This window comes from Arthrobacter pigmenti, assembly GCF_011927905.1.
GTDB classification, from domain to species: domain Bacteria; phylum Actinomycetota; class Actinomycetes; order Actinomycetales; family Micrococcaceae; genus Arthrobacter_D; species Arthrobacter_D pigmenti.
In genome coordinates, this window is record NZ_JAATJL010000001.1 from 1,857,825 (window position 1) to 1,884,620 (window position 26,796).

Annotated in this window: 19 protein-coding genes and 2 pseudogenes; 1 reads left to right on the forward strand and 20 read right to left on the reverse strand. The window is 57.2% G+C overall.

The window, feature by feature from the left end:
* The first annotated feature begins 333 nt into the window (after positions 1 to 333).
* On the forward strand, positions 334 to 684 hold the full coding sequence (locus tag BJ994_RS08570) for a transposase (RefSeq protein ID WP_167993343.1): 351 nt from the start codon (positions 334 to 336) through the stop codon (positions 682 to 684).
* A 281-nt stretch (positions 685 to 965) separates the two neighbouring features.
* On the opposite strand, the pseudogene BJ994_RS08575 reads toward BJ994_RS08570, so the two are convergent.
* The 20 genes and pseudogenes from BJ994_RS08575 to BJ994_RS08670 form a co-directional block, all read right to left on the reverse strand.
* Positions 966 to 2,502: pseudogene (locus BJ994_RS08575) on the reverse strand (IS1634 family transposase).
* Positions 2,503 to 2,595: 93 nt separating this feature from the next.
* A pseudogene (locus BJ994_RS08580) lies at positions 2,596 to 3,041 on the reverse strand (IS110 family transposase); the annotation flags it as partial.
* Positions 3,042 to 3,326: 285 nt separating this feature from the next.
* On the reverse strand, positions 3,327 to 4,088 hold the full coding sequence (locus tag BJ994_RS08585; protein WP_167993345.1) for a hypothetical protein: 762 nt from the start codon (positions 4,086 to 4,088) through the stop codon (positions 3,327 to 3,329).
* Positions 4,085 to 5,149, reverse strand: a complete 1,065-nt coding sequence (locus tag BJ994_RS08590) for a GSCFA domain-containing protein (protein WP_209066719.1) — start codon at positions 5,147 to 5,149, stop codon at positions 4,085 to 4,087. The genes BJ994_RS08585 and BJ994_RS08590 overlap by 4 nt, the downstream gene beginning before the upstream one ends.
* 403 nt (positions 5,150 to 5,552) lie before the next feature.
* Positions 5,553 to 6,866, reverse strand: coding sequence for a UDP-glucose dehydrogenase family protein (locus tag BJ994_RS08595; protein WP_167995938.1), 1,314 nt, complete (start codon positions 6,864 to 6,866; stop codon positions 5,553 to 5,555).
* Positions 6,867 to 6,923: 57 nt separating this feature from the next.
* Entirely contained in the window at positions 6,924 to 8,240 is a 1,317-nt protein-coding gene (locus BJ994_RS08600) for a hypothetical protein (RefSeq protein ID WP_167993348.1), read from the reverse strand.
* Positions 8,241 to 8,470: 230 nt separating this feature from the next.
* The gene (locus BJ994_RS08605; RefSeq protein ID WP_209066721.1) at positions 8,471 to 9,046 is read right to left on the reverse strand and encodes a hypothetical protein; all 576 of its coding nucleotides are present in this window, start codon (positions 9,044 to 9,046) and stop codon (positions 8,471 to 8,473) included.
* A gap of 335 nt (positions 9,047 to 9,381) precedes the next feature.
* On the reverse strand, positions 9,382 to 11,295 hold the full coding sequence (locus BJ994_RS08610; RefSeq protein WP_167993353.1) for a glycosyltransferase family 2 protein: 1,914 nt from the start codon (positions 11,293 to 11,295) through the stop codon (positions 9,382 to 9,384).
* 577 nt (positions 11,296 to 11,872) lie between these two features.
* Positions 11,873 to 13,783: a glycosyltransferase family 2 protein gene (locus BJ994_RS08615; RefSeq protein WP_167993355.1), complete on the reverse strand. Its 1,911-nt coding sequence runs from the start codon at positions 13,781 to 13,783 to the stop codon at positions 11,873 to 11,875.
* Positions 13,784 to 13,788: 5 nt separating this feature from the next.
* Positions 13,789 to 14,616, reverse strand: a complete 828-nt coding sequence (locus BJ994_RS08620; RefSeq protein WP_167993357.1) for a hypothetical protein — start codon at positions 14,614 to 14,616, stop codon at positions 13,789 to 13,791.
* A complete protein-coding gene (wecC, locus tag BJ994_RS08625; RefSeq protein ID WP_167993359.1) occupies positions 14,613 to 15,908 on the reverse strand; it encodes a UDP-N-acetyl-D-mannosamine dehydrogenase in 1,296 nt (431 codons plus the stop codon). Before wecC ends, BJ994_RS08620 begins: the two co-directional genes overlap by 4 nt.
* Before the next feature lie 11 nt (positions 15,909 to 15,919).
* Positions 15,920 to 17,830 (reverse strand): glycosyltransferase family protein, encoded by a 1,911-nt coding sequence (locus BJ994_RS08630; protein ID WP_167993361.1) that lies wholly within the window; start codon positions 17,828 to 17,830, stop codon positions 15,920 to 15,922.
* Positions 17,830 to 18,729, reverse strand: a complete 900-nt coding sequence (locus tag BJ994_RS08635; RefSeq protein ID WP_167993363.1) for an ABC transporter ATP-binding protein — start codon at positions 18,727 to 18,729, stop codon at positions 17,830 to 17,832. The genes BJ994_RS08630 and BJ994_RS08635 overlap by 1 nt, the downstream gene beginning before the upstream one ends.
* Positions 18,713 to 19,561, reverse strand: coding sequence for an ABC transporter permease (locus BJ994_RS08640; protein WP_342450326.1), 849 nt, complete (start codon positions 19,559 to 19,561; stop codon positions 18,713 to 18,715). Before BJ994_RS08640 ends, BJ994_RS08635 begins: the two co-directional genes overlap by 17 nt.
* 38 nt (positions 19,562 to 19,599) lie before the next feature.
* Positions 19,600 to 21,330 carry a glycosyltransferase family 4 protein gene (locus tag BJ994_RS08645; RefSeq protein ID WP_342450327.1) on the reverse strand — a complete coding sequence of 577 codons (1,731 nt, stop codon included), beginning with the start codon at positions 21,328 to 21,330 and terminating at the stop codon, positions 19,600 to 19,602.
* The gene (locus tag BJ994_RS08650; protein ID WP_167993367.1) at positions 21,327 to 22,514 is read right to left on the reverse strand and encodes a glycosyltransferase family 4 protein; all 1,188 of its coding nucleotides are present in this window, start codon (positions 22,512 to 22,514) and stop codon (positions 21,327 to 21,329) included. Before BJ994_RS08650 ends, BJ994_RS08645 begins: the two co-directional genes overlap by 4 nt.
* Positions 22,515 to 22,699: 185 nt before the next feature.
* Positions 22,700 to 23,374, reverse strand: a complete 675-nt coding sequence (locus tag BJ994_RS08655; protein WP_167993369.1) for a hypothetical protein — start codon at positions 23,372 to 23,374, stop codon at positions 22,700 to 22,702.
* 99 nt (positions 23,375 to 23,473) lie between these two features.
* A complete protein-coding gene (locus tag BJ994_RS08660; RefSeq protein WP_167993371.1) occupies positions 23,474 to 24,265 on the reverse strand; it encodes a hypothetical protein in 792 nt (263 codons plus the stop codon).
* Entirely contained in the window at positions 24,262 to 25,773 is a 1,512-nt protein-coding gene (locus BJ994_RS08665; protein ID WP_167993373.1) for a polysaccharide deacetylase family protein, read from the reverse strand. The genes BJ994_RS08660 and BJ994_RS08665 overlap by 4 nt, the downstream gene beginning before the upstream one ends.
* Before the next feature lie 12 nt (positions 25,774 to 25,785).
* A complete protein-coding gene (locus BJ994_RS08670) occupies positions 25,786 to 26,796 on the reverse strand; it encodes an NAD-dependent epimerase/dehydratase family protein (protein WP_167993375.1) in 1,011 nt (336 codons plus the stop codon).

The following is a 26,796-nucleotide window of genomic DNA, read 5'->3' on the forward strand; positions in this document are numbered from 1 at the left end:
GAGTGTACATAGGGTGCGAGAGAACCAGATGCCATGCTACCAAAGCCTGAATGAGCCAAAGGCATGACTCGGGATTCCGCCCATAGGCGTGTCACAACCACCTCCCCGGAATTGTTCAGGCCTTACCACATTGAATTCGCACCGCGCGACTGAACTGAGTAGGCAGGATCTCTAAGCCCTCCCTCCCCCGCTAGCGTGAGCAAAAAACTGATCCCGGCGCAGTATCTTCCTGGACTAGCGGTTCAGTGTCGCTGACGCTCCGTGGCGATAGAAAGTACCTCGCGTGCTGGGTTTCCGCCCTGGATACACGGTTGTTATGAGTGGATGATTGTGGTGTCTGCCACGGTCGACGCCGATTTGTACTTGGTGCTGTTGGGACTGAAGAGCACCGGCCAGAGCAAACTATCGTTCCACTCATTCCCCGCCAACCAGGCCTGGACGATGCTCGCGGTACTGGCCTTCAACCTCACCGCTTGGCTCCAGCTCGTCTGCCTGCCCACCCGGCACCGGGCAGCGTTCTGGGATATCAAACGCTGGCGCTACCGCGTGTTCGCCACCGCCGGGAAACTCATCACTACAGCTAGCAGACACAGACTCCTGCTCCCCGAATCAGCACCGGAGAAAGAACTCATCAACCTGATCCTGAAGCCAATCACCGCGCTCAAACACTTCAAGCCCGGCTAAACCCACGCAGCCAAACCCCTCCCGACGACCAGGAGTAAAACCAAACGGACGTGGAACCGGACCGCATCCACGGGACCCAACGGGCCATCCAACGCACGCTCCTGAAACCGGCAGACACCAGCAGCAAACCACCACCCCCTCAAAAAGCCCTATCAGGCGCCCGATGAAAATCGGGGCTAGGCGTTCTGCAGCCCGGGGCGCGCGCTTCTTCAGCCGAGCCCGGACGTGTCCGCGGCCGGTGGTCTTCAGCGCGGCCGGCGTCGGACCTGAGTTGCACAGCCTTAGTGCCCCGGCGCGTTGATGGCTGGTAGGCAGTCGAGGATTTCTCGGGCGTCGGCGCCGATGCTTGGGGCGGCTGTGATGGTTTGTTTGCCGATCCTGATGGTCACGGTTCGCAGGGGCCCGAGCGTGCGTACGAGTTTCTTGATCGATATTCCGGTGGTGTCCTGCAGATGCCGGGCGATGGCCAGTGCAGCGAACACGACGGTCAGGTGCGCCTCGATTGCCTCTTCCTGGCGGTGAAAGACCGGCCGGGCTTTCAGGTCGCTCTTGGCCATCCGGAACGACGCCTCGACCTGCCATAGGTCGTGGTACGCGTTGATAACCGCGACGCCAGGCATCTTCTTGATGTCGAGGTTGGTGACGTAACCTTTCAGACCCGCGAGCTGCCGGGCACGGTCGATCGTGGCCTGATCAAGCTCCTTGGCCGCGCCGGTGACCTTCAGGAACCGGGCCTTCTTCAACGGCGCCTTCCCCGCGGCGATTCGCTCGGCTTTCTCGATCATCAGGTTGATATTGCGGTCATCACGCTTCTGGCGTTTGAACGACCACTGATACACGATCCGCCGCTCACGTTCGGCCTTCCCTGTTCCCATCGACCGGGTGGATTCCAGGATCTGCCCGTCTTCGAAGTGGTTGCCGTGGCGCTGGAAATGCGTAGCCAGATCATAGGGTGCCTTGGTCAGCCGAGACCCGACGATGAAGGCAAACCCCGCATCCTCCAGAGCGTTCAAGTTCGCGGCGGAGAGCATCCCCGCATCAGCGACAACCACCATGTCCGTGACACCATGCCGTTCCTGGAACGACGTCAGCACCGGGATGAGTGTTGTCGTCTCGGCCTTATTGCCCTCGAAGAGGTGCACCTCCAACGGGAACCCACCCGGATCGACCAGCAACCCGACCTGGACCTGCGGATCAATCCGGTGCTCCTTGCTCATCCCGACCTTGCGCAGCTCGTCTTCGTCCTTGTTCTCGAAATGCAGAGTTGTCACGTCGTAGAGCACCATCGCCGGCCTGCCCGTAGTTTGGGCGGAATACGCCATGCGGTGACCAGGGCGCCGCGGTAGTCACGTGTTTGGGAGCGCTTCAACGCTGCGGTGAGCGTGTTGCGGTGCGGTGCGTCCACGCCCAACTCTTCAAGGACACCGATCGTGGCCAGCTTCGAGACCGGCTCCACGATCCTTGCCAGCACCATCGCCGCGAACGCCTCATCGCCCAAGATGTCGAAGCCCAGCCGCGTATAGGCGCCGGTCAACACCTGCCAGAGCACCTCACATTCGCTGCCGGTGACCACAGCCGAAGAGACAGCGGACGAAGCCCCGGAGGCTTGGTCGGTCTTGTCCCCGCCGAGATCCAGATCGAACGCTTGCTGGCCCTCATGCAACCGCTCACGCGCGGCCTGCAGCAACACCGCCAGGCTCGTATCGTCTGGGCAGATCCGACATGCTCCACGATCCGGCGGACCCCACCGCGCTTCTCCACGATCTGCACCGCAGTCGCGCCCGAAGCCGTCCTGACCTTCCGAATGAATGGAAACACCTCAGCAGGTTACCGATTAGTGCCCCAAAAACACCTCTCGCAAGCGTCTGACCTGCGAAAACTTTTCAGAACGCGCTCAACCTGTGCAACTCAGGCCGGATACCGGATTAGCAAGTCCGCGACTGCGGGATGATCGCGATGTGGGCCAAGGGCACGCTCCAGAGCTGGGTGAATCTGGGTCAGTAGCCCGCGGATCCGGTTGGACGTCGCGGTGAAATGGGCCGCGAGGTCGTCATCGAAACCGCACAAAAAAACTCCGAGCTCAGCCAGCATCTCATCATCTAGGGCGATGGACCGTAGCGTGTGAGGCATGCTTCTGGCAGCCTCGACCGGCAGTGCACCTATGGTGGCCGGCTGGTCCACGACGAGCAGCATTTGTCCTTGCCCGCTCAGGTCGGCGAGGATCTCCCGCCTGGTCTCGTCGTTGGGCCGGGCTTTATCGAAGAGCTTCTTCCATGATCGATCCAGGGCTACCCGGATTTCCCGACGCCCAATCCAATGAATACGTCTGTGTCCTGCTGATCCAGAGTCACCGCCACACGCGCTCCCTTGTTCAACCGTCACCGTCATGTGCTGGCTGGTCAACGGCGGCAGTTGTCGGCATCCACGTTACGAAGGACCTGTTGTCATGCCTCTATCAGCGATCAACGGCCCCCAAGCCGGTCCCGGTGACACCACCCCGGATCATTGACGACTGGGGGCAAAAACCATCCCGGGACGGACCGGCCAACACACCCTGATCCTGGGCTACGAAAAAGGTAACGGCGCCAGAGTGCGCGGTCACCAATCGCAGGGCGCGCGTATACCCTAATTGGAAATGCGTGCTATAGCAAATGCCTTAACACCGCTCGAAGAGAGGTCGCACCAAAAGCCGCATTCATATGAAAACAGTCATCACCATTGTGCGGACTTGACATGCCTCGCTTGAGCTTCATCGAGCCTTTAGAGTATACGGACTTCGTGAACATTCTATTGGCAACGGTGTCCTCCGGCTGCTCTATAACGCGCACGCTGGATTCTGAGAACATCCCGCTTAGTTCGGCCTTGTAGTAGCCAAACACTCGATTTCGGATGCGCCAGCTGTGAAAGTGTTTGTAACGATCACTGTTTAGCACATCAGTCGACCCGTACGGATTAGGCACATAGACCATAGGAGCCGCCGAGATCTGCCGTATCTGCGCAATCAACTTCAGTGCATTGCTATTCTTAAGAGTCCCCTCCATCGCCGTATGAAAGAAGCTCTCAGATATGAGCTGTTGCTCGTCATCCAGTGGGTCGTATTCGCTTGGCGGCCGATGATTCTTCAAAAGGTCCATCAAGTGCACGAAACTGAAACCCATGCCAACCGTGATGAACGCATCCATTTCGCCAGGGATATGTTCATAACCACCAGAGGTCCAACGCAGATTCTCGCGTAAGGCATTACTCGTGGGAACAAGGCAGTTATCTTCTACACGAAAGAAGCGCATGGAGGTGGTGGGAGAACCAAAGAACGTTATATCGATTCTTGGGTACTCTGACTTTATCTCTTCCCATCCGAGCTTGAACGCCGCGATATGAGAGTTTCCTATGGCGCCAATTTTCACTTACTACCTCCGGCAAAAGCATCCAAAAGAGCCTCCTCACAGACAGCGTCATTGTCAGTTTCCTCGGTCAAGATTGCTACATCCGAGCCATCGTGTTCAGAGAAGAAAATTCGCATGACGGCTTCGACCCCCTTTCTTGTGACGTTCCTCTTGTTCTCGTTGAACATCGAGGGTCCGAGGAATGGTGTGCTAAATAGTTCGTAAGAAGGGAAGTAGTCGACGTCCAGAAACTCTTCATACAACTCCGCGGTGACGGCTCGAAGAACCGACTTGGAGCGGACCGTCGAAACCAGTACATGTGAATCGGCAGCGGTCGCTGTTAGGGGCACGGGGGAAACAGTTAGGATGAACTCAATCGACGGGTTGTGCTCTTTGGCAAGCTTTCGGAACTCAAGAAAGTCAAGGTAGATTTCCATGAACCCGAAGTTCAAGAAATGGTGCACTTCTGGGTCGTAATCACCCGCCAGTACCCCCGGCGCCGAGGGATAAACCAGTCCACTCTCGCGGTGGCCCCACGCTTCAGTAAGCCCCAATGTGAAGACGAAGACGTCAGACTCTTCGATTACGTTCCGGAACCGCCGCAGATGGTCCCTCCGCTGTGCCGTGACTTCTTCTTTGGTTGGCAAGCCATCCGGCTCCACGTTTGGTCTGAGGGCATCGTAAAACCGTCCGTCACGCTCCCAGATGTAGTCTTCGGGTTCAGGCGAAAACAACCCGAATGCTTCTTTTGTCAACTGGAGGAGTTGCCGGACAGTGTAGATATTCCCGTGTCGGGCTGAGTAAAGACCATAGCCATACCTTTTCTCCAGATCTCCCCTGATTTGGATTGTATTCGGGCTTGGCTCTTTATCGATCACCGTATGGCCGTGCTTGCGAAGCTCCCGCGCTATTTCTTGCGCAAAGCAACTACCAGCAGTCGCTATCTTCTTTCCGGAGATGGAAAACTTCTTTGAATACATTGCATGTACAGATTCAACCGAATCGCCAACAGCCAGCCTCCAGAATTGTCTAGCGGGCAGCCCATCGTACGGAGACGTCATATTTTCTGCTCCCTCTTTCACTCACAGTCCCGAAATGATTCGACTCACCTTTGGCGAAAACATAAACCGTCCTGCCCACGAGCCCTCTTTCAACTTCTGCGTAAGCTCTCAGCACGCGCGATCGTGATAGCCCGCAGCTGGTACCACCGTGCAACTTTGATAGAACACGGCCAAGCGCCAGGCTCGATCACGGTACTAGTATTCCCCGAAAGGGCCACTTGAGGCGACCATATCAACAACCTTCGACGTGCCACCCCTTGCGTCGGGTACCTAGCCGACGAGCTCAAGGAAGGATGTCCTCAGCCGGGAGGGCAAGAGTGCTATTCCGGGTTTCGGCGTGGTTCATCAAAGCTCGCTCTGACGGCTTGAAACTCTTGACCCACCTCAAGAAAGGAACCGTCAGCATGTCGGGTGGCCGACACCTTCAGGCCCGCCGGCCGAGTGCGCGAACTATCCATCCTGCTGCCTCCCACTGCTCCGTCCTGAGTACATTGCGGCCATCCACAATCTGACGATGAGCGACCAGAGGCGCCAAGGTTTCCGGTCTCATCTGTACGAACTCGTCCCATTCCGTAAGCAACAGGATGACATCCGCCCCCTCGACTGCTTCTTCGAGCGATTGACAATAGTTCAAACGTGGGAATCGCTTCGCGGCATTCGAGTTAGCCTGTGGATCGTATACTCTCACTTCTGCGCCCTCGTTGAAGAGTCGCCCAGCGACGTCCAAGGCAGGGGAATCTCTAACATCATCACTGTTGGGCTTGAAAGCAGTACCCAGAACGGCCACTGACTTTCCATCCAGTTCCGGACAAAGCTCATGGACAATGTGGACGACCCGGTCCCTTCGGCGAAGATTCACCTCGTCAACCTCGTTGAGGAAGCGCATAGTGCTGTCGAGCCCGATTTCCGATACTCGTGCCTGCAGGGCTCGTATGTCCTTCGGCAGACATCCACCGCCAAACCCAACGCCCGCATTTAAAAAGCGTCGGCCTATACGCTTATCAAGACCTATCGCATCAGCAAGCACACGGATGTCGCCGCCAACGGTTTCGGTCACCTCGGCAAAGGCGTTGATGAAAGAGATCTTCGTCGCCAAGAACGCATTGGCTGCCACCTTTACCAACTCCGCAGTTTCGTAGTCCGTTGAAATGAACGGAGTATCTCGACCGAGCGCGTAGGCATACACCTCCCGGAGCTTGGCGACCGCAGAATCAGAATCGGTTCCAACCACTAGTCGATCGGGGCGCAAAGTGTCTTCAACTGCAAACCCCTCACGCAGAAACTCGGGGTTCCACGCCAGGTCGATTTCTATGCCGACGCCAGCTCCGTCCCGCGCCAGGTCCTTCAACCGGCGCGCCGACCCCACCGGTACCGTCGATTTGCCAACGATTAGAGTGTCTCGCGTTGCTGCCCGGGCAATCCCCGCCACAGACGCGTCGACGTAGGTCATGTCGGCACCATGTTCACCCGCACGCTGGGGAGTTCCGACGGCGATGAAGTGAATATCAGCGAAGGATCCAGCCTCGTCAAACGAGGTTGTGAACCGCAATCGTCCCGAGTCAACGTGCTTCTTCAGAAGTTCCGGTAGACCGGGTTCGTGGAACGGCAACTGCCCGCGACTCAGGCTGTCCACTTTTACCTTGTCAACGTCTACCCCTAACACCTCAAAGCCCAACTCTGCCATTGATGCGGCGTGGGTAGCACCAAGGTACCCAGTACCGATTACGGATAGTTTCATGCTGCTCATTTCTATGATCGGAGATTCGCCAGTCTGTGATTTGCGGTTCGAGACACTCTATCGGTCAAGCAGGGGTGTTAGCCGCGGCGCTAACCGCCTTGTCACATCATCAAAGGCAACCCGACTATCTCGTTCACTCGCACTTGTATCCATGAACGCGGAGTAGAGATTTCGCGAGTTGTACCCGACTATTGAAGGGGTTGCTAAATCGGCCTCCGACATCGCCACACTGCCCCAAGTTCCCATACGATGCTCCCAGTAGAAAATATCGTTAGGATCATACCCGCAGATGGTTTCTTCATTGAGGTTGGTAATTTCGAGCATTTCTTCGAATAACCGCCGCGTGATGGTGGACCCTGCATTCACATCGTAGGCATCAGCTAAATGGTATGCGTTTACACGCCGAATTCTTTTCGAGAATTTCTGATAAAATCCACGCATGATTTCCCCACCAAAGCCACGCACGAAAAGCGATCGGTCCGGATCGAAGTTCATCAGGCGCAATTCGTCTATCCACGGCGATCCTGGCCCACGATAGTATCCTGTAGAGCGCCGGAAAGCGTAGGAGAACCCATTATCAGCTGCGCTGAGGGATAAACGGTTGGATATCGGCCACACGTTCACTTCTAATCCGTAAGCTCCTGCGATTTCCACCGCACTGCGCGAATCTGAGGAACTCAACTGCTGCGCGTCCTGACTACGCACATAGGTGAAAATAAACGGATCGTTAGCCCAAAGTGCCGAGAACACTCCCCTGCTATCGGTCCCACCAGTCAAACCCATTACCGGGCGCCGACCTGAAGATTTCAGGTATGACGCTAGTCCCTTCAAATGAGTCTCAAGCATGTCCGTCGCGTCATGCGTAGATCCATGTCGGAAACCATCAGGTCTGGGCCAGTAACGGGACACGACTTGTTCAGGATAACGCAGTGATGTATTCGGGGTGAGCTGACGTACGTCGTCATAAGAGGTTGCAAGTCCTGGCAGATATTTCACATCACGCTGAACATAGTTGCGGGACGTGAGAAAGGGAATCACGAAATCAGCGAGGCCCACTCCCGTGTGGCGGGCTACTATTTCTGCGTGGGAGGCAACAACGGGGGTAGTGCCGGAAGAATAAAAAACCGATCTAGACCCCATGGCATCGTGGAACACCTCACTCTCGCCGTGCTCTTCGATTATAAGAACGAACCGGCCGGCAAGACGATCCAAAACCGTCAGTAAGGCGGCCCTACTGCAATAGGAGGACGCGATATCCGTTAATACTTCTTCCTCGTTGAAGTTCCCAGCTTCCGGGTCAAAGGCGAACCCGATAAGGATGAAGTTTACGTCCGCCGCTTTCCTCTGCCGGACCGGAGTTTCGGGATGAGACATTAGAGTCGAATTTCCCACTGATAGTGAATGCCACGAATCGAACGGACTGCCAGCCATCGCTGTCGGTGCGAGTAAGAACCCGTTACGGTACAGAAGATGGCCGACGTCCACAGGATGTTGGTTCGCGGAGGTATACATAGGTCCTAGTTCATCTTTCTGAATCGCGGCATCTGATTGCATCGTAGAGCGCTACTGCCAGCATCGGCGTCCGTCGGTCGACCGACGATCGTTTAATCAATCTTCAGGTCCTCACCAAAATAAGCGCGGTGTGCCTCCCGAATATGCCCGCGGAAGCGAGCTCGGGGAGGCGGCGCATGACCCTTTTCGTATTTTTCAGCAATGAAGTGGCCGTTGCCGGACTCAGTCATTCCACCGGTTTCAGGATCCACCCCGTGTGACAGGGCGAACGCCGCGTAGTGAGCCTCGAAATGGAACCTATCACCCGTATTCTGAACATATCGAAAGAAGTTCAATTCCTTAGTCCGTCGATACAGTGTGCGGAGGTTGATTCTTTCAGCAAATTCGTACTCTATCTGATCGAAGGATGTAAATTGAGGGAAAATCACTGCTGAAAGTACCTTGCGGTGATTAGGGTGGTAAGCTGCGATGCTGGTTTGCGGCGAGAATGCTACAGCGCAAGACTGAGGAATTCGGCGAGACATCGCGAGGGATCCAAATCCTCCCCCGCTACTTCCGACAAGGATTACCCGCTCATAGTCGCATTTGACCGTTATCTGCTGCACCAGATCCGCATAGCGCTTTGTTAGGTTGTCCGCTTCCTTACCGATGTACCAGCCAAGCTCCATATCAGAACGCTGGGAGACTGTAGTGTCGCAAAGATACAACTTAGAAGCTCTAACCCGTTCGAGAGTGGTGCGCCATTCGAATCTGGGGAGCTCGAAGCGACGTCTGTTCAAGGCTCCGTGCAAGATGACTATCAGCGTTGCTGATTCCTCGGGTTCATATAGGAAATCCAAGGGCAGTAGTGAGTCGTCCGCCGGCGTAACAATGATTCTTTCGGTGCGTCCGCTATCTCGCAGAAAGTCACTCGCGGCTTGCAAACGGCGAATGCTCACGGCGTGCCGCTCATCCCACTCGCTGAGATCGCTGGAATCACCCTTCTTAGACCGCATAGACGGAATCAATGAACCCCTCCTGACGTAACTTGGTGAAGGGCATGTGCGAGCACTCTATCCAGATGAACATCAAATCGGTCATCCGCAGCAATAGCACCTGCCGAGCCCTGCTCGGTTGGAAGAGGTAGTAGATCATTCTCCGACACGATCCTTGACAGCACGGTGGCTGCTCTGTCGCTTGTGGGAACCCACATCGGCCGCATCTGGAAGTCGTGTTCCAGGTTCTGCGAGACCGTGAACACTTCGTATGTGTGCCGCTTCTTCGATGTGTCATACGGCGCCGCATCCGCAAGCACATACAAATTCTTCGCAACAACTGAACTTTCTATAAATTGAGCGAACTGAAAGGCAGTTGGGTCCGTGACGACAACAGTGTTGGCTGAGAGTTCATCGGTTCGAGCGACGCGTGTGACTTCGCCATCACGGAGGAGTTCCATGAGGTGTACGCTCATTCCATCCGTGAAGGAGTACGAAGACAAGAGACTCGGCACATTCATGACCGCCACGCGTTTTCCCGCTTTGGCTAATCCCTCGGCCGCCGTTACCAACGAACCAGCTGCACGCGTGCTTTCAGCGAGGTCCCCAACGATGAGCACCTCTATCTCTTCTTGCTTCGGCCGGTTGGGGAGGAAGCGCGCAGGAGCAGGAAAACGTCGTTCGCGTAGGGGGAACTTCAGGTATCCGTTGTCCTCACCCGCTCTGATCCTGTTGTGCCAATGCTCGTAGGCCGCCCGGTAAGAGACTCGGTCCGGCGCCCTGTAACCGAGTCGAAAGTCCTCTATTGACAGGTTCGCCGTGCCCACCAAGGACAGTGTTAACGGTGCCTGAGACACCTCTAACGGCTCAGCTTCATTAATCAATAGCTGATAGCGGAGGATAAATTCCGTATCTGCAGCTTTTCTTACAGTGTCCCAATGCCCCAGTTTTTTCCTAACCTGCGCCACGGGGAACAAGGCAGAGACGTGCGCCGGCGTGATATATGCGCCCCTCCACCCTCGATACTGGAAGTGTAGATTCTCATCTACACGCGTCCAGCGAGCGCTGACCAGCTGCCCGTCCGAAATACGCTCTGCTTCTCGCACGAGCAGCTCGAGTTTCTGCGGGTGCTGCCAATCGTCACCATCGAATACCGTCATGTACTTACCCCTAACACGTTGGTACCCGATGTTCCGCGATGTATAGGCGCCAGAATTGACCTCGTTGAAGATTATGTCCAGACGATGGTCCTGCTCCGCAATCCGGTTCAGTCGCTCGACGTATTCCGGGCCGGATCCGTCATCGACTACGATTACTTCAATATTCTGATACGTCTGTTGAAGTGCGGATCGGATGGCCAATTCGGTTGCGTCATCGGGCTGGAAGACAGGCATCACAACGGACACGAGAGGTCCTTCGATAACGGCGGGAGCCGGTTCAGAACTAAGTCGCAGGAACGCGGGATCGTCCCCCGGCACCAGGCGAATACCGACCAAACCGGCGGATTGGTACATTCGGTTGATTGAGTTCAACCATTCGGTCTCGTCTTGGCCGGCTCTTCCCCTCGGGCGAGTTGCGTTCGACTCATAGAGCGACCGGTCAAACTCGCCCACATTGCCGCCGTCCAAGAGTGGGAGCAGTTCTTGGGCCTTCTCTCGATCGCCACTTCGCGATATCGCGTCCAAGAAGAACTCGCTGCGCTTTTTACCTAAGAAGTCCGTCGGTCCGTCCAGTCGGTACGCGATGGAATAGAGCGTAGCTGCGTTCTCCAAATCCTGCGGCAGACAGTTCTGCCGGAAGCAGAGGTCCGCGAGCTGAAGTAGACGTACTCGAGGAGTGCTTTTGAGAACGGTCATTACGGCTTTTTTGGGTGAACCACCCATACGGTAAGCCTCGATCGCCCTTCCGATGTCATTCCAATCCCAGTTGCCATCTGAGGCCATCCTCGCCAAGATGTCACGCCCTGCGACTGACCTGAGTATGGTCAATCGCTGTACGATTCGTGCAGAACTGAGGCTGGCCTCGCGGCTCCACCAATCCAACGCGCCGACGTTTGGGCTCGGGCGGCTAAGTGACCGTTGACCTTCCCTTACTTTAAGTATTTCTAACTTCGCGTCATTGATAGCCTTTAACGAGAGAGCCGAGTTTTTATGAGTGTGACGCACGCCCCGGATAACTCGTCTATACGCTAGGGCCGCAATCAGACCGGCCATAATAACAAGGATGACCAAACCGGAAATGCTCATGGGTTCGCTGGAAACTACCGTTCCAACAGCGACGAGTAGGGCTCCTACGGCTAGGACTAGCGCGACAGCTGCCTGTTGCACTAGTGCCCCATTTACCGCTCTTTGTACTGAGAAGCCCCGCGACTGTACCTGTCCCACTTCACACCTTCCAATTGACTGTCGGCCTGCTCTTGGGGCCGTACTGCACGAACTCTCTACGCGAACGAACTAAGCAGGTTCACGAAGTCACAACCCGGAAACCGGCGGCACAGCTGTCTCTAGGTCTCGCCGCCCATCAATCCAAATCGGCCAGCATACTATTCCAAGCTCGATCCCGTCCGCGCGAGGTGTACCAAACCGACGATCCCGCGAATTGGGGAGGCAGACGAAATCCGTTCCACTGCGCGCTCGAATTGTTTAAGAAGACCTCAGAGTCAGGCTGCCAGGTATGCCCTCCGTGGCCCGAAGTCACCGGGTTATATCGGTGCATCACGTAATTCTGTCCATGGCCCCTGTAGATCAGACCTCCGGCTGAATCGACCGCCTCAAGCAGGCAACGATCCACAGCTCGATGCACTGGTCGCCAGCCTCCGACCTCCGCGAGGGACGAGGACGAGATGAGCATAGTTCCGCCAGCGACATGGTTGGCATAACGCTCCCCCTCATACGGCCGCTTGGTAGTGATATCCAAGCTTTCGAGGTAAACATACTCGACCTGGGAGCCAACCAGCTCAGCGCCCGAGTAAGTTCGAGCGTTTACCAAGTCAGTCAAGTGGTGCGGCGCGTACCAATCGTCATCGTCCATTTTGGCGATCAGATCACCGGCCGCCGCTTCCACCCCGACGTTAAGCACTTCTCCCAGAACTATCGAGGCGTCACACTTACGAACGACGAGATCACGTGTGAAGTCTCCCGACATCCTCTTGAGGTCCGCCTCACTAATGTCAGCGCCATGCAACACCAGAACGACCTCAACGGATGGCCAACTCTGGCGGTCGATTTGTTTTAAGGCCACCTCAATTCGCTCGGGTCTCCGAGTAGCCAACACCACGGACACTGTCGGCTCGGAAACCATCAGCCTCCCTGAAGCTTTCAACCATTGGCGCCACCGCATGGAGGGCGAAAATTGAGCGAATGCGGCCCTCCGCATATCAATGGACTTCGATTCACGTTCGATTTCGTTATCGTCGATATCGAATCTCTCGACCAAGCTGGTTAGCTCATTACCCAAGAGGCGCAGATCGGTTGTATTCGCACCGATCATCGGAACTCCGGATAGGGCGAGGCCAGCCACCAGATTGCCCATTTCAGGCGCCGAAAACCGACCCGCAAGACCGGCCAGGTCCACATAGCTATAGCGTCGGATACCCGCGAGCTGTCGCTCATCGACGAAAGCATCCGCTCTCAACTGCAACCCGCAAGAGCCAAGTAGTCGTTCAGGCGGAGTATCTCGCGAGTACCAGCTCTGGAGATCCAAGATACCGACGGTTTCGGTGACTTCGAAGCCCCTCGGTGAGATCTGCCGAATGTCAACAGGCGCAATGGCAGAGGACCACCCATCTTCGTCGAACATCCCTGCCTTGGGCGACAAGCAAGGGACCGGACTGTCACCGCAGGCACCGGAAGCATCCGACACCATCACGTCAACAGGGCGGATGTCGCCCGCCGCTGGCTCTATGTCCGACCACGGCAAGTAGCGACCACAAGCATCTCCTGCAGTCCAGGCGCCAAGCCCTGGTTCAGCTATACCGAGGCGCATTCCGCCCAGAGGCGGCGAGAACCTCGCAGGTTGAAGATCGTTAAGAATCGAGGACATCGCCCGGTGAACATTTACCCACCCCCCCGCCTCAACGAGCCAGTACTCAAACTGGTGATCACCTTCGCTAGTGAACCGAGAAGACCTCGTCAACCGTTTCGATGGTAGGTGACTCGGTCGCTCCGAGATGCGATCGAAGGCTTTCATAATCAAATAGACCTTCTGAGCACGGCCTTGAGCATGAAAAAGGGCTAACGTTCGATTTGCCTCAACTATCGATTCGGCATAGAAAACGAAGTTCTGATACCAACCATCGACACATAGCAATTCTACCGCCGAAGCGGAATTGACTATCCCCCAAGCATAATCTTTTTCAGGGATTTGGAGCGCCCTGGCAATCTCGTGAAGGTCCACCTCTGAGAACGAAAGCAGCACGTTGTTTCCGGCCATAAGCTTTACTTCCTAGCCCGAAGGCGGCGAACTAGCAACTGCAAGACTTTGGACCTCCGAAGAACACTCCGAATCACCGCCGTACTAGATGCCGCCCTTACAGCTTGAGTTTGGAGCGACCAGTTTCGTCGTTCCAAACTAGCTACGTTCCGCTCAAGGCGCCTTACCTGTGCCAAAAAATCCTCCGCTACCGCGTTCTGTGTAGCATCCATCACGACGATGCGCGATTCCATTCTGCCTGCGGAACCCTTTTTTAGATGCTGTGGAATTAGAGGTTTGCCGATACTGCGAACACCGAGACTTGAACCAGACACCCAGCGTTCGCGTCCCCGTTCCCGCACTATCCCTTCTGCTTTTCCTGCCGACGCACCTTTCAGCACGCTGGCCTTCCACAGTTCCACCGAACGTGAAGCACCATCTACAGCGACCCTGAGGAGCTCACAGCGCGTCGAGCGGTGCGCTTCTACCGCGGCTTCCACTGAGAACGCACCGAACAGAACTCCGGCAGGGCATATGAGCTTCAAGTCGGCGGGTGCTGCCAAGAACGCATCGATGCTGTCTATAAATGCGACCCTCGGTCGGTTGTCTACCCAAGCCTTGAGTGCGAGATGATCATGTTCAGCAGATGCTAATAGCTGAATCGACGCGCTGCCCGCTGTACTAGCCAACAACGTGCCAAGTGTTAGGACGACAGCCCTGTCATCTGATTGGCGCGCATCGATCAGGATTTCAAGGCATAGGGGTTTCTCGGTGGTCGGGTTGTGGAGAGCCGTGAACTCAAGGTGCTCCTCGAACAGCCAGTCCGGTATGGCTTCTTCAAGGTCGTTACTCATGATGATAAGACCTCAGCATGTCCAACTAATTCCGCATGCTCTGCAGAAGGCCATACGCCTCGAGTGTCCACAATCAACGCGCTCGAATTCAATCGACTATGAATGTCAGTGAATTCATCGTGGTTCACGAGAAGGACGACAATATTGGCATCAATCGCAACATCAACGTCCACTAACTCTATGTTGTCCAAAGCTGCGAGCTCCTGCGGGAGCTCAACCACGTGAGGGTCTACGCAAAGAATGCGGCTCCCAGACAACGCTTCTGCGACACCCAGAGCGACTTCGACTGATGGTGACTCCCTTGTGTCATCGATATTCGCCTTAAAGGATAGTCCAAGGAGGCACACCGTGGGCTTCTCAATGTGCGCAACCGTTTCAACGATCCGCTCCACTACTCTGGCCGGCATTGAATCATTCAACTCTCGTGCTGCCCTTGTCACACTTGAAAAATCCGGAAACGCGCCGACCAGGAACCAGGGGTCTACTGCAATGCAGTGCCCGCCTACGCCCGGCCCTGGCTGAAGGATATTCACTCGGGGGTGATGATTGGCGAGTTCAATGAGCCGCCAGACGTCGATGCCCAGCTCATTCGCTATGAGAGCCAATTGGTTGGCGAAAGCTATGTTCAAATCCCTGAAGGAGTTTTCCGCGATCTTCGTCATCTCGGCCGTACTGGCATCGGTGACGTGGATCTGGCCCTGGCAAATTACTTCGTAGAGTTTCTTCGCCTTTTCCGCTGCTTCGTTTGTAAGACCCCCGACGACACGATCGTTCGCCACGATCTCGATCATAATGCGTCCAGGCAGCACCCGTTCCGGCGAATGCGCCAGAAAGATTTGGTTCTCCCCCGAGCCCTGTTCAAGTGCCAGATCGGGACGCTCACTGATCAGGTAATCGCCGAGCTTCTTGGTGGTTCCGGGTGGAGACGTTGACTCGAGAATGATCAGTTCACCGCCGGTAAGCGCCGGAGCGATGTTCTTTGCGGCGCTCCAAAGGTATGAGAGGTCCACATTCTTGTCAGCTGTCACCGGCGTGGGAACCGCAATGATATAGGCCTGTGCTTTAGGCATCGTAGTGAACGCCTTGAAGCTGCCCTTGCTCACTACGCCGGACAGGACAGCACCGAGGTCCGGCTCGACAAAAGGAACCTCACCCCGATTGACCGCGTCCACGGTGGACTGCTGCAGGTCGACCCCCGCGACGGTACAACCGCGAGCGGCGAACGTGGCCGCCGTGGGTAAGCCGATGTAGCCCAACCCGATGACCGCAACGTCGAATATCTCCTGCCCCATTAAATCTCTCCCTAAACGAAGATTTGTTCCACGGAGTCTCCGTAGAACGCCACTTCCGATGTAGCTAACAACTCGTTCGCCGAGATCTTCCAGGTGTGGTCGTTGGAGTCGGCTTGCCGGATCTGACAGTAGTTGAAACGGTCCGAAGCATAAACGGTGCCGCCGGAGCTAAGCACGGACCGCAGGAAGGCTGTGTCTTCCCCCGTGGTCACTGCGAGGAAGGGATTAACTTCGAACACTTCACGCCTGCCTAGAAGGGTTGGACCGGCCACGAAGTGGGTGAACCGGTGCTCGAAAGCAGAGTTCCGAATCACCGTTGCGCCTAGCCCGTTTAGCCGCACGTAGTGCGCTCGCTTGCCTACTACGGAGGCGCCCGAGTAATACAAAGCCATCACTTGGTCATGAAGGTACCAAGGTGCATAAACGTCGTCGTCATCCCACTTGGCGACGAAATCTCCTGTTGCGTGGCTGACAAGAGTATTCAAGCATTCCCCAAGCGACATGTTCTCTGGTAGTAATACCGCTGTCGCGTTCTCCAAACCTAGTGCGTCACAACGTGAGTGGAAGTGCGCCTTGTCCAGGTTGAATCCATGCGCTCCGTATACAAGTTGTACCGAAACTTCTTTCTGTGCAGCGATGCCCTCCAATACATGCGTCAACTGTTGGGGACGGATACTCGGCACAACGACGGAGATGGTGGGCGACTTCGCGCTTGACGAATTCGTTACTCCGAGAGCCGCCATGATCTGTTGTGCTCGCTTGCCGTAGGTATGTTCCCTCCAGATTCTTCTCTGCGCTCTGTGAACTTGCCTCGCGGCATAGGAGGGGTTCCGGAGCAAAGCCCTAATTTGGTGTGTGGTGTCCTCTGTTGTGGAGACGACAGACAGTTCTTTGGGCTCGAAGAGTGCTTCAATCGCGGGACTGGGTGCAGTCACAACCGACGCGCCCGCAGCAGTCATTTCGAAGACTCGGCGAGAGCACATCGTCGGGGAATCTACGACAGAATTTACATTGAGGAAGACTTTGTAGCGCTTGTACGCTCCCAGCATTTGCGCATAGTTGAGTTCTCCGAGAACGTGTTTCTGCAAATCGTCGGGGAACTGGTATTCCTTCTTGCCTCGGCTCGCACGAGCAAATATGTCAAATGTGGTTCGTTCGGCTTGGCAGGCGGCAACGGCGCCAGGCAACATCATTTCCATTTGTTTTCGACGTTCGGGGTACTTGTGGCTGAAGTACATGCCGGCAAAAGCAACGTCCCGGTCATGCCAACCGCGGCGCTCTCGCACGGGATTATGAAGCTTCGGTTGCGCAGCGAAAGGTAGTGCATCAACCCGGTCATGTCCCAGGTCAGCTGTGTACCTCGGGATCATGTTCGAGTCGGTCGTGAACACAAAGTCGCAGAGCCGGGCGAGCGGCAGGAAGTCCTCGTAGTGTGGGGGATCTTCCTTGTTCCACAACGCCACGGGCACTTCAAGTGAATTCGCTAACCGAATAAGCGAGCGAACCTCTTCGCTGGGACCTCCAGATCCCAACAGTTTGTATTTCCACGAGCCACCATTTCCGTCCCAAGCTGACTCGATGAATATAAAGTCCAGTTCAAGAGCTAGAAGGTCCCCTTCTTCAACACCAGGGCTTAAGGGCACGCAGGTCCATTCCCAGTCGAAGCCTGCGCGTGAGAAATCGTCGAGAATTACGCCAACACGGATATGGGGACTCGCTGCTACGGGTCGAGGAAGTTCGAACTCAACGAAGGTAGGCTTCCTGAGCACGGGGAAAGCAACTCCCAAAACCTGCTCGACTACGGAAATCTGACGGCCCGACCAGGTGTTGTGACGCGCGCGAAGCTTGAACTCACGAAGCTGCTCTAACCCCCCGCTTCGAAAGTGCCAGACCGCTTGCCGAAGCTGATTGACCGAAGCCATCAAGCGCCACCCTTCGCGCTGCGCCACCCACGGTCAACTACAACGGCCTGAATGGGCGGGCGATTATGCATCAGCTCCGCCCGAATCTTCTGACCATATTCTTTGTTGCCCTCGGTCATCCGCCAGACGAAGTTTCGGTATTCCTTGGTTACGGCTTCTGTATCCCCGTCCATGATGAAGTCCCCTTTGTCCAACCATATGCAACGGTTGCAGTTGGCCTTGATCGTGCCGAGGCTATGGCTGACCAGGAACACTGTGCCCGCCTGCGCACGAATCTCGTCCATACGATTTTTAGATCGCTCCTTGAACTGAGCATCTCCGGTGTTGAGCGCCTCATCGATGAGCAGTATCTCAGGATCGACAGCGGCGGCAATGGCGAAGCGCAGCCGGGAGGACATCCCTGAGGAGTACGACTTCATTGGATGATTGATATCATCTTCCAGCCCCGACATCTCTACAATCTGACCGTACTTGCGATCAATCTGGGATTCCGTCATACCCATCGCGAGGCAACCAAGACGAATATTTTGCGATCCGGAAAGGGCCGAGATCAACGCCGCATTCACACCTAGCAGGACCGGGTCACTCATCGCGTATACAGAGCCGCTACTCGGCTTAGTAAGGCCCGCTAGTACACGCATAAGGGTGCTCTTACCAGATCCGTTTCGGCCGATAATACCGATGGAATCTCCTTTATAACCCACGAAGGATACATCTCGCAGGGCCTCGTTGATCGTCTGCTTGCCGCCATTCACTCGCTTTCGCAACGCACTCAACGGCCCACTGGATCTGCTTTCCGTCGCGGGGGCGTACCGCTTGGTCCGGTAATTGACCGATATACCATCAACCACTATTGAGGCATCGTGTGCAATTTCAATTCGATTAGTCGACTCGTCCATATGATTCCTCCTGCCGCCAGAAGAGTACAAACCCAGCCGCGATCGCTGCGAAAGCCCACAAGGCCAGCACTGCCCACGTCTGAAAGCTAGGCGTCGTGTTGTACAAAACGCTGTCTCGAATGATATCGATAACGCAGAAAAGAGGATTCGCTTCGAGCACAGACACTAGAAACGGGTACCCCGATAAGCGATCGAAACTGTAAAACACAGCGGATCCATACATCCAGAGACGCATGAAGAAGCTCAATAGATTCCCGATGTCATTAACCTTGAGCACAGCCGGAGCGAGCAGCATGCCGATGCCCAGATTGAATAAATGCTGGAGCACAATCGCGGGAACGACGAGAAGCCAACGCCATGTTATTTCTTCGACCGGCGCAGCAACGATGATGATGAGTAGCATCACTATGGTAGAGGGAATCGACGCGAGCAACTGACGGATGTTAACCGCAATTGGCAATGCAGCTCTCGGGAAATTGAACGCCTGGATCATGGAAGAGTTGGACACTAAACTCTTCGAGCCCTGAACGACCGCACCGGCGGAAATCTGGAAAGTAAAGATACCAATTACGAGATAACCGATGAAGTTCTCGATGCCCCGGCTTGTGCCAAGCAGAATACCGAAAATGAAGAAGTAGGTTAAGCCATTTAGGATCGGGGTGAGGATGAGCCAGAGGCTCCCTAAACGATCCTTGTCATTTGCTGACTGCACACGAGACTGTGCATCGAAGAAAATGAACTGCCTGCGATCCCAAAGCTGAACCAGATAATCGGGAAACGAGGGTTTAGCTCCAATCCTCCGCATTTTCGAGAGATTCACCTGAACCGTCACGGGTTGGGGACCTCCTCCCGGAGGAACGACTGCTGTCATCAGGCAGTAAGTCCCATAGCCCGGTACGCCTCAAGAACCGACAACACGTTCCGTTCCCACGTACGCTCCGAAAGCACACGCTGGCGGCCAGCCGCTCCCATGGCAACGGCACTGCGCGAGACGCGGGCGCCGTCGTCGTCCATTAGGTTCTTCAACCCAGCGGCCAGTGCCTCTGCGTCCTCAGGCATCACGAGTGTTCCTGTCACTCCGTCCTCAACTATTTCTCTCAGGGCAGGGAGGTTGCTCGCCACGACCGGCCGGGCAGCGGCCATTGCTTCCACCGGCTTCATTGGCGTCACGGTTCTAGTGACCTCTAGGTTGCGCCGGGGCACCACGAACACGTCCAATGCCTGGTGGCACAAATGCGCCTGTTCGCGCGGAACCCGACCCGTGAAGATCACGTGGGAGGCGATCCCGAGCTCGCGTGCAAGTTGCTGCAAAGCTGGGGCCGCGACACCGTCGCCAACTATGAGACAGTGCACCTTCGGACGTTCCTCAGCAACTAGCGCGACGGCACGAAGTAGAACGTCCAAACCTTCATATTCAACCAAGCTGCTGACGGTACCTACGAAGACACCCTCGGACGGAAGGCCAAGCAGAGTTCGAGCGGCATGGGAGTCGATTGGCTCATTCAGGAACTCGTCGCCGACGGCATTTGGACAGAGCAGCACCTCGCCGCGGACACCGCCCGTGTCCAGGATTTGCTGCTTCATGGCCTCGCCCAACGTAACTACCAGGGCCGCGCTTCGCGTCACAGCCGCCTCACATTCAGTGAAGAGTTTATAGCGTTCGCTTGATTTAGCCGCATCGTGGCGCGTGGAGGCCCAAGTATCGGCCAGTTGCCCACGCACCTCATAGACCCAGGGAATACCGAGAACGTCAGCGACGGCGCGGGTAACGAGACCGTTCACGAAGTGGGTTGTGGTGTGCAGCACGGCCGGCCGCACCTCCAGCGCGAGCTCCAGAAGCGCCTCCGTCTGCGCCTGCAAGCGCTCATCGAAGCCGGCGGGCATCCGGGCAGGAATCAGGCGGTGGTAGGTCACGCCGTTGAGCACGTCCACGTCCTCGGCAAACAACTTGCCAACCTGCACCGGGTAGCCCAGCCGTGTTGCAGCGTGAACGTTCCAGCCGAGTTCCTGCTGCGCCTTCAGGATGGAGTGCGACCGCTGGGCATAGCCGCTGCCCGTGTGCGGAAGGGAGTTGGTGAGTATGTGCAGCACCGTCTGCGGTCGCGGTTGGTAGCCCGATACCGGTTCAAGTGTTGGGGTCCAGCCTCGGAAGACCCGCAGTTCGCTCTCGAGCCTTTGGGCCTTGCGGTGAAGACCGGCCGAGGTGAGTTCGGCGACGGCGCCGGTCATGTCGCCGTCGGACCAGCGGCGGCGAGCTCTTGTTCCGGGAGCGTTGCCTGCGCGCTCCAGCAGCGCGTCTGCACGGTGGACGTCATGGGCGGCTAATGCAACGTCGGCGAGGCGGGCAGCGGCGGCGCCCGAAACGCCGTCGTCGTACGCACTGGCCAGAATCGTGTCCCGTTGCGCCGAGTCACCGCGGATGTGCGCCGTGAACGCACCAGCGAGCGGTCCGCGGGCGACGATACTTGCGATGTCCACGGCTCGCTGGATGATCCGGGCGGGAAATCTGCGGGAAAGCTGTAGCAGGAGGAGAACGGGGTCATCGTCAAGGTGCCGAGCCGCCGTAGCAGCGGTCAGCCGGATGTTGCGGAGCAGGTTCACCGGTGCGGACCGCCGCCAGCTACCTCAGCGAGAAGGTTGATATAGGACTGTGCCAGTGAATAGACATCCGCGTTGTTCTTCACCCAGAGCCGGCCGTGGCCGTTGACCTGTAGTTGAATGCGATCGTCGGCCAGGAGACGCCAGAGGTTCGCCAGGGCTTCCGGGTCTGAGTCGACCACGTGGCCGGCTTCCGCGTCTTCGAGGATCTGTTGGGCTTCACCACGGACGATTCCTGTGATGTGCCGTCCAACTGAAAGTACTTCGTAGGTCTTCGAGGGAATGGTGGTTTCAAACGACTTCCAGTCATCCCGCAGCGAGACGATGCAGCTGTCAGACCTGCCGTAGAAGTCCATGACCTTGGGACCGTGCACCGGCGCATGAAATTCCACTGGGGCATCAAGCTGATCGGCCAGTTCCATGAGCTCGTTGCGTTTGACGCCGTTTCCCACCATTGTCAGCCGCATTCGGTCCCCCACCATCGCGGCAGCGCGGATGGGCACCTCCAGCCGCTGGCTTTCACCGTGATTCCCGAGGTACAGCACCTCAAGACGATGCTTCTCCATGGGCGGAGGCGCCAGTTTCTCAAGCCGCTCGAGTTCAACGCCATTGCTTACGGTCGCTACGTTCTTCAGCCCGCGGTCCCGCAGAGTGCGCGCGAAACCGTGCGTCACGGTAACGACGAGGTCAGCTCGATCCTGGATAGCCATGATGCCGCGTTCGGCGAGACTCTTGGCGGTGCCCTTCACCAAGCGGGCGTCTCGCGCAATATCCGGCCATGCATCCCGCATGTCAACCACGAGAGGCCGTTTCAGGATCCGGGAGACCACATAGCCGGCGCCAAGTATTGGCAAGCTGGGAACGGTGACGATGACGACGTCGGGCTTCGCGCCCATTCGCGCGGCAGGAATACTGCAACCAGCTGAGAAGAGGTGATTGACGAGGCGCCCGAGGCGGGTGTTCTTGTGCCAGAGGTAAGGAACCCTGCGAACCCGCTCACCAAACTCGCCGGTATCAGCGCGAAAAGCGCGCCCAGCCACGCGTTTGGGCAGTGTACGGCGGCCATGAGGTGCATGGGCAATTGGGGCGACAACATCGACGTCCCATCCGGCAGACCGGAAATGTTTGATTAGTTGAGTCCAGCGTCGCTGGGGCGGGCTATGTTCGGGCGCATAGGAATGCGTCATGAGTAGGACACGCAAGAGTCACCCCCAAAGTGATCTTCCCCTCGAAGTTGGTGCAAGCAGGCAACAGTCTACCCATCGAGGCGTGATCGGCTCGCATTACCGTCTGGTGGCGTTAATGTCTACTCAATCGTTACTTTTCTCATGGTCTTCTCATGTCGCCCACAGTCGCCGTGATCCTCCGGCGCTTACTGCTCCGGACGTGAGGTGATGGTTGGCTCGGTGCGTGCGTTCTCCAGTGCTCCCGTCCGGGCGGCAGCGTCGTCCACAATGCCGAGTGCACGCTCATACCCGAGCCGGTTTGCTTCCTTGCCATGCGGGCTCCAGAACGGGTCCTGCGGCGTGGCCACCCGAGTGTCGGCACCACCCGTGCCCGCGAAGGTTACGGCTCGAAAGGCAGGGGAACTGCTGAAAATCGAGATAAGCGCATCATCCACGTCCTGGGTGTAGTCCGCGATGCGGCCCCTCGTGGCATGGAAGGTGCCCGAGTCAGTGTCCACCGCCAAGGACTGGATAGCGTCGAATCTCTCCAGGATGACCGTGAGCGCATCGGTGGATTCTTCGGACAGATGCTCCAGCCCAGCACCGGCGCAGGAGAGCTCCCACGTCCGAAGCGGCGCCCCGGCGGGAACAGTCTTCCCATTCAACTGGTTGCTGAGGCGCTCAGCAGAACGGAGCAACGATGAGCGTGTTGCTGGATCGGTACTGTCATCGACGAGCCCGCACAGCGCCTCAATGTCCGGATCTGCCGTGTCAAGAGCGGTGCTGATGCTGTAGAACGGCCACCGCTCATGCGGAATGGCCTGCTGCGTCTTGAGAAGGTGCGGCTGGCCGTCAGCGCTTCGGGTGACGTAGGTAGGCATCTTGTTCCTGTCATGCTGAGTGACGAAAGCAGCAATTATTGTGCAACCGTCATTATTACTCAATTGTGGCACGCAGGGGCGTAAGTTGGCTTGCGGTAGCTAGCGTCCTTCGAAGGGAACCACGCCGGCGGTGGTGACCAGGATCTTCCATGGCCCGTCCGGGACCTCTGACTCTTCAACGAACTTCCAGTCGACGCGGGCTTGTGCACCGTTGAGCTGTTCGAACTGCAGGCATCCGGCCAACGCGGGCGAGACGTCCATGCCAGCTCCGTTGAACCGGGTGTTGGCGGGCCTTTGGTCCAGGGTACCGAAAACGTACTCGGCGTCGTCGTACACTCCCGGGCCGGCATCCTGGATCTGGCCGTAGCAGGTGGAACCGTCCTTCTCCATCCGCACCCACCTGTTCTTCATGTAACTGAAGGTGCGGTCATCCGCTTTGCCTGCATAACCGGGGTCCTCAGCCCAGGGAATCACTTCTTCCCGCATCTCGAAGGCGTCCTCGTCATTCACGTCATCGAACGGCAGGTCCAGATAGAACGGGTTCTGCTTGGGTGTCATGCTGCTTGGGAAGTATCCGTTGGACGCCACCCGTGGTTCGGTTTCACAGCTCCCCTCGACGATCACGCCGTCACACCCGCCATAATTGGCCATCCAGTTGCTGTCATAGGTGGAGATTTCCTGGCTGCCGTCCGAGGCAGTTGGATCGTGGATCTCCCCTACCCAGAACACGGTTGCGACGATGTCCGTGTGCCACGGATAGCTCCGGTCTTCCGCTGAATCCCCGCCTGGGTTTCCGGGTGCGCCGGCTCCGGGAAGCAGAGAACAGGAGGTGGCGCATACAAGCAATCCGGCGGTCAGAACCAGGTGGACCGTGCGCCTGTCCCTGTTCATTCGATCTGCTGGTGAGAGGCTTGGCGAAGCGAGTAGTTATCGGTGACAAGCTCACCGTCTTGCTGAAGCGCCAGTCCAAAGCTGATGGCCGTGACTCCCGGCGGAATCGTAGGGGTTGTCCAGGTCGCCTCCGTGAAATTTTCAGCTTCCGGGTAAACGGGGCCGGACGTCCAGTACACCCAGACACCGCGCTCCAGACGGTAGGAAACGCTGAACTGAGTGGGAGCGGTGGATTTGTACCATGCGCCCAACTGGTAACGCTCGCCGGGGGTCACAGCAGGCGCGCAGCTGGCCAGGTCCTGGGTGGGCGTCACTTTCACTTCGCCGTCAATATAATCCTTCACCCGCAGCCGTATCGCCGTATCTCCCGCATGACCCGGGCTGACCGTCGTCACAAGGGCCTGCTGCTCGCCAAACGCTGCCGGCGTCCAGCACTCGGGCAGCTCCCCCGCGACCGTCACGCTCTCGGGAACCTCAGCGGGAGCAGGCACGGCACGTTCAAGCGACCCGTTCTTCAATCCTGTGTTCCCTGTGGGCGTCACTTCGGCCACTGGCTGTACTGCGCCGCTAATGACCTCCTCCACGGTCCGCACAACGACATTGCTGTTGCGGGTCCGTTCCTCCAGCCACTCCAGGAACTCCTCGAAGACGTTTTCCTTGATTGAGATGTTGTCGCAGGCCGTGGTGCAGAGCCGGTGAAACGTCAGTTGGACCCAGCCGCCGGTCAGCTGGGGAGTCTGGACCGCGTCCTTAAGATCGGCGAGCGTCCATTCATCGGTGACGTTCGAGGGCGCTGCTGTCAGGCTGGGATTCCTGGGCGGAATGGTTTCTGCTGTTGGGCATCCCGGGCAGCCGAAGCGGTTCTCCAGCCCACCGAGTCCGCGCGCCGAGTTATATCCACAGTCCATGGCTGCCTGCAGAGCGGCCTTGTTCGTTGCAGCGAATGGGTAGGCGAAGTTCCGGACAGTGAATCCCCACTCAGTGAGGACTCTGCGGTCCAGGCAGATTTCCCGGACAACCTCCTGCTGGTTCAGTGACGGGAGGCTGTTGTGTGAGACGCTGTGGCCGCCAATCTCGTGTCCCTGATCAGCCAGTGCACGCAACTGATCCAGCGTCAGGTATCCGGGCCTCCCGACCGAGCCCGAATTGACGAAGAACGTTCCCGAAAGCCCGTGCCCGTCCATCAGCTCGGCAGCCCGCAACTGCGAGCTGAAGCCGTCGTCGAAAGTCAGGCTCACCACAACATCCGCTCCGATCACGGGTGGCGGTTCGTCAGGTGGCGGATCCTCATAGTTCCCGACAGGCTGCTGGATGTAGGGGTCGCGGGCCGGCCCTGCCAGCTCATCCGCGACCACGGCAGCGGCATTCCGGTCCGGCTGGTTTGGCGGTGCAGCCTCCATGGCCCCGTACCCACGCAGGAGAACGATGGCCAACACCGCGACGAGGGAAATGACAACGAATGCCGCGGCGGCGGCTCGTCCAATTGATCGTTTCTCGCGGGGTTTCATTCGTACGCCTGCCTATCGGTGAAGTTGCATGCGTGATTCGGCGTACCCGTGGCTGTCCGGCCGGCGGGAATCCTCCATGCCTGCCGCCACACTGCGGATGATCTCATCGAGTTCAGTGGCAGGATCAAATCCGACCATGGCCGCAGCTTTGGCGTTGTTGGGGACCCTCCGACGCATGTCCTCGAACCCATCGGCATAGGCCTCTTCGTAGGGAACCAACTGAATCGTGCTTTGGCTCCCAAGCAGGGCGATGATCCTTTCGGCCAACTCCAGGATCGAAATCTCGCGCTTCCCGCCAAGATTCACTGCCTGGCCGTATGCCTGGGGCGTTTCACTGATTCTCACGATCGCGGGCACAATATCGCCAACATAGGAGAAGCACCGGGTCTGGCGTCCGTCGCCGAAGACTGTAAGGGGCTGATCGTCCAACGCCTGCGCGATCAGGTTAGGCACAACCATCCCGTACCGTCCCGTCTGTCGAGGCCCAACAGTATTGAACAGCCTGACAATCGCAACGGGAAGTCCCTCGCTCTGCCAGTAAGCGTGTGCGAAGGACTCATCGATGCCCTTCGCAGCCGCGTAGGTCCACCGTGACTTCAGCGGCGATCCCAGCACGCGGTCGGCGTCCTCGCTGAGACTGTCCGATGTGTTCTTGCCGTAGATCTCGCTCGTAGACACCAGCAGTACGCTCGCGTGGGCTTCACAGGCTGCGTCAAGAACATTCTCCGTTCCGTGAATGTTGGTCCGCAGGCTTTCCAGAGGTTCCTCCACGATCCGCTTCACCCCCACGGCCGCAGCCAGGTGAAACACGCGGTCGACGCCGGTGAACGCGTGCTGGAGCGCCTCCTGATCCAGCACCGAGCCGCTGAAGAAGCGCAACTTCTCCGAGGCAATGCCGGCCAGGTTCTCAAGCGATCCCGTTGAGAGATCGTCAAGAATAACGACGTCGTCCCCCCGGTTCAGCAAAAACTCTGTCAGGTGGCTACCAATGAATCCGGCTCCGCCGGTGATCAGGTTCTTCAT

What these genes read in the sequence shown, in the direction of transcription:
- BJ994_RS08630 (WP_167993361.1), bottom strand. Translation starts at nt 17,830, where the DNA reads ATGGCTTCGGTCAATCAGCTTCGGCAAGCGGTCTGGCACTTTCGAAGC.
- BJ994_RS08650 (WP_167993367.1), bottom strand. Translation starts at nt 22,514, where the DNA reads ATGACGCATTCCTATGCGCCCGAACATAGCCCGCCCCAGCGACGCTGG.
- BJ994_RS08600 (WP_167993348.1), bottom strand. Translation starts at nt 8,240, where the DNA reads ATGTCTCATCCCGAAACTCCGGTCCGGCAGAGGAAAGCGGCGGACGTA.
- BJ994_RS08655 (WP_167993369.1), bottom strand. Translation starts at nt 23,374, where the DNA reads ATGCCTACCTACGTCACCCGAAGCGCTGACGGCCAGCCGCACCTTCTC.
- BJ994_RS08620 (WP_167993357.1), bottom strand. Translation starts at nt 14,616, where the DNA reads ATGAGTAACGACCTTGAAGAAGCCATACCGGACTGGCTGTTCGAGGAG.
- BJ994_RS08610 (WP_167993353.1), bottom strand. Translation starts at nt 11,295, where the DNA reads ATGGCCTCAGATGGCAACTGGGATTGGAATGACATCGGAAGGGCGATC.
- BJ994_RS08660 (WP_167993371.1), bottom strand. Translation starts at nt 24,265, where the DNA reads ATGAACAGGGACAGGCGCACGGTCCACCTGGTTCTGACCGCCGGATTG.
- BJ994_RS08670 (WP_167993375.1), bottom strand. Translation starts at nt 26,796, where the DNA reads ATGAAGAACCTGATCACCGGCGGAGCCGGATTCATTGGTAGCCACCTG.
- BJ994_RS08635 (WP_167993363.1), bottom strand. Translation starts at nt 18,729, where the DNA reads ATGGACGAGTCGACTAATCGAATTGAAATTGCACACGATGCCTCAATA.
- wecC (WP_167993359.1), bottom strand. Translation starts at nt 15,908, where the DNA reads ATGGGGCAGGAGATATTCGACGTTGCGGTCATCGGGTTGGGCTACATC.
- BJ994_RS08615 (WP_167993355.1), bottom strand. Translation starts at nt 13,783, where the DNA reads ATGGCCGGAAACAACGTGCTGCTTTCGTTCTCAGAGGTGGACCTTCAC.
- BJ994_RS08605 (WP_209066721.1), bottom strand. Translation starts at nt 9,046, where the DNA reads ATGGAGCTTGGCTGGTACATCGGTAAGGAAGCGGACAACCTAACAAAG.
- BJ994_RS08595 (WP_167995938.1), bottom strand. Translation starts at nt 6,866, where the DNA reads ATGAAACTATCCGTAATCGGTACTGGGTACCTTGGTGCTACCCACGCC.
- BJ994_RS08665 (WP_167993373.1), bottom strand. Translation starts at nt 25,773, where the DNA reads ATGAAACCCCGCGAGAAACGATCAATTGGACGAGCCGCCGCCGCGGCA.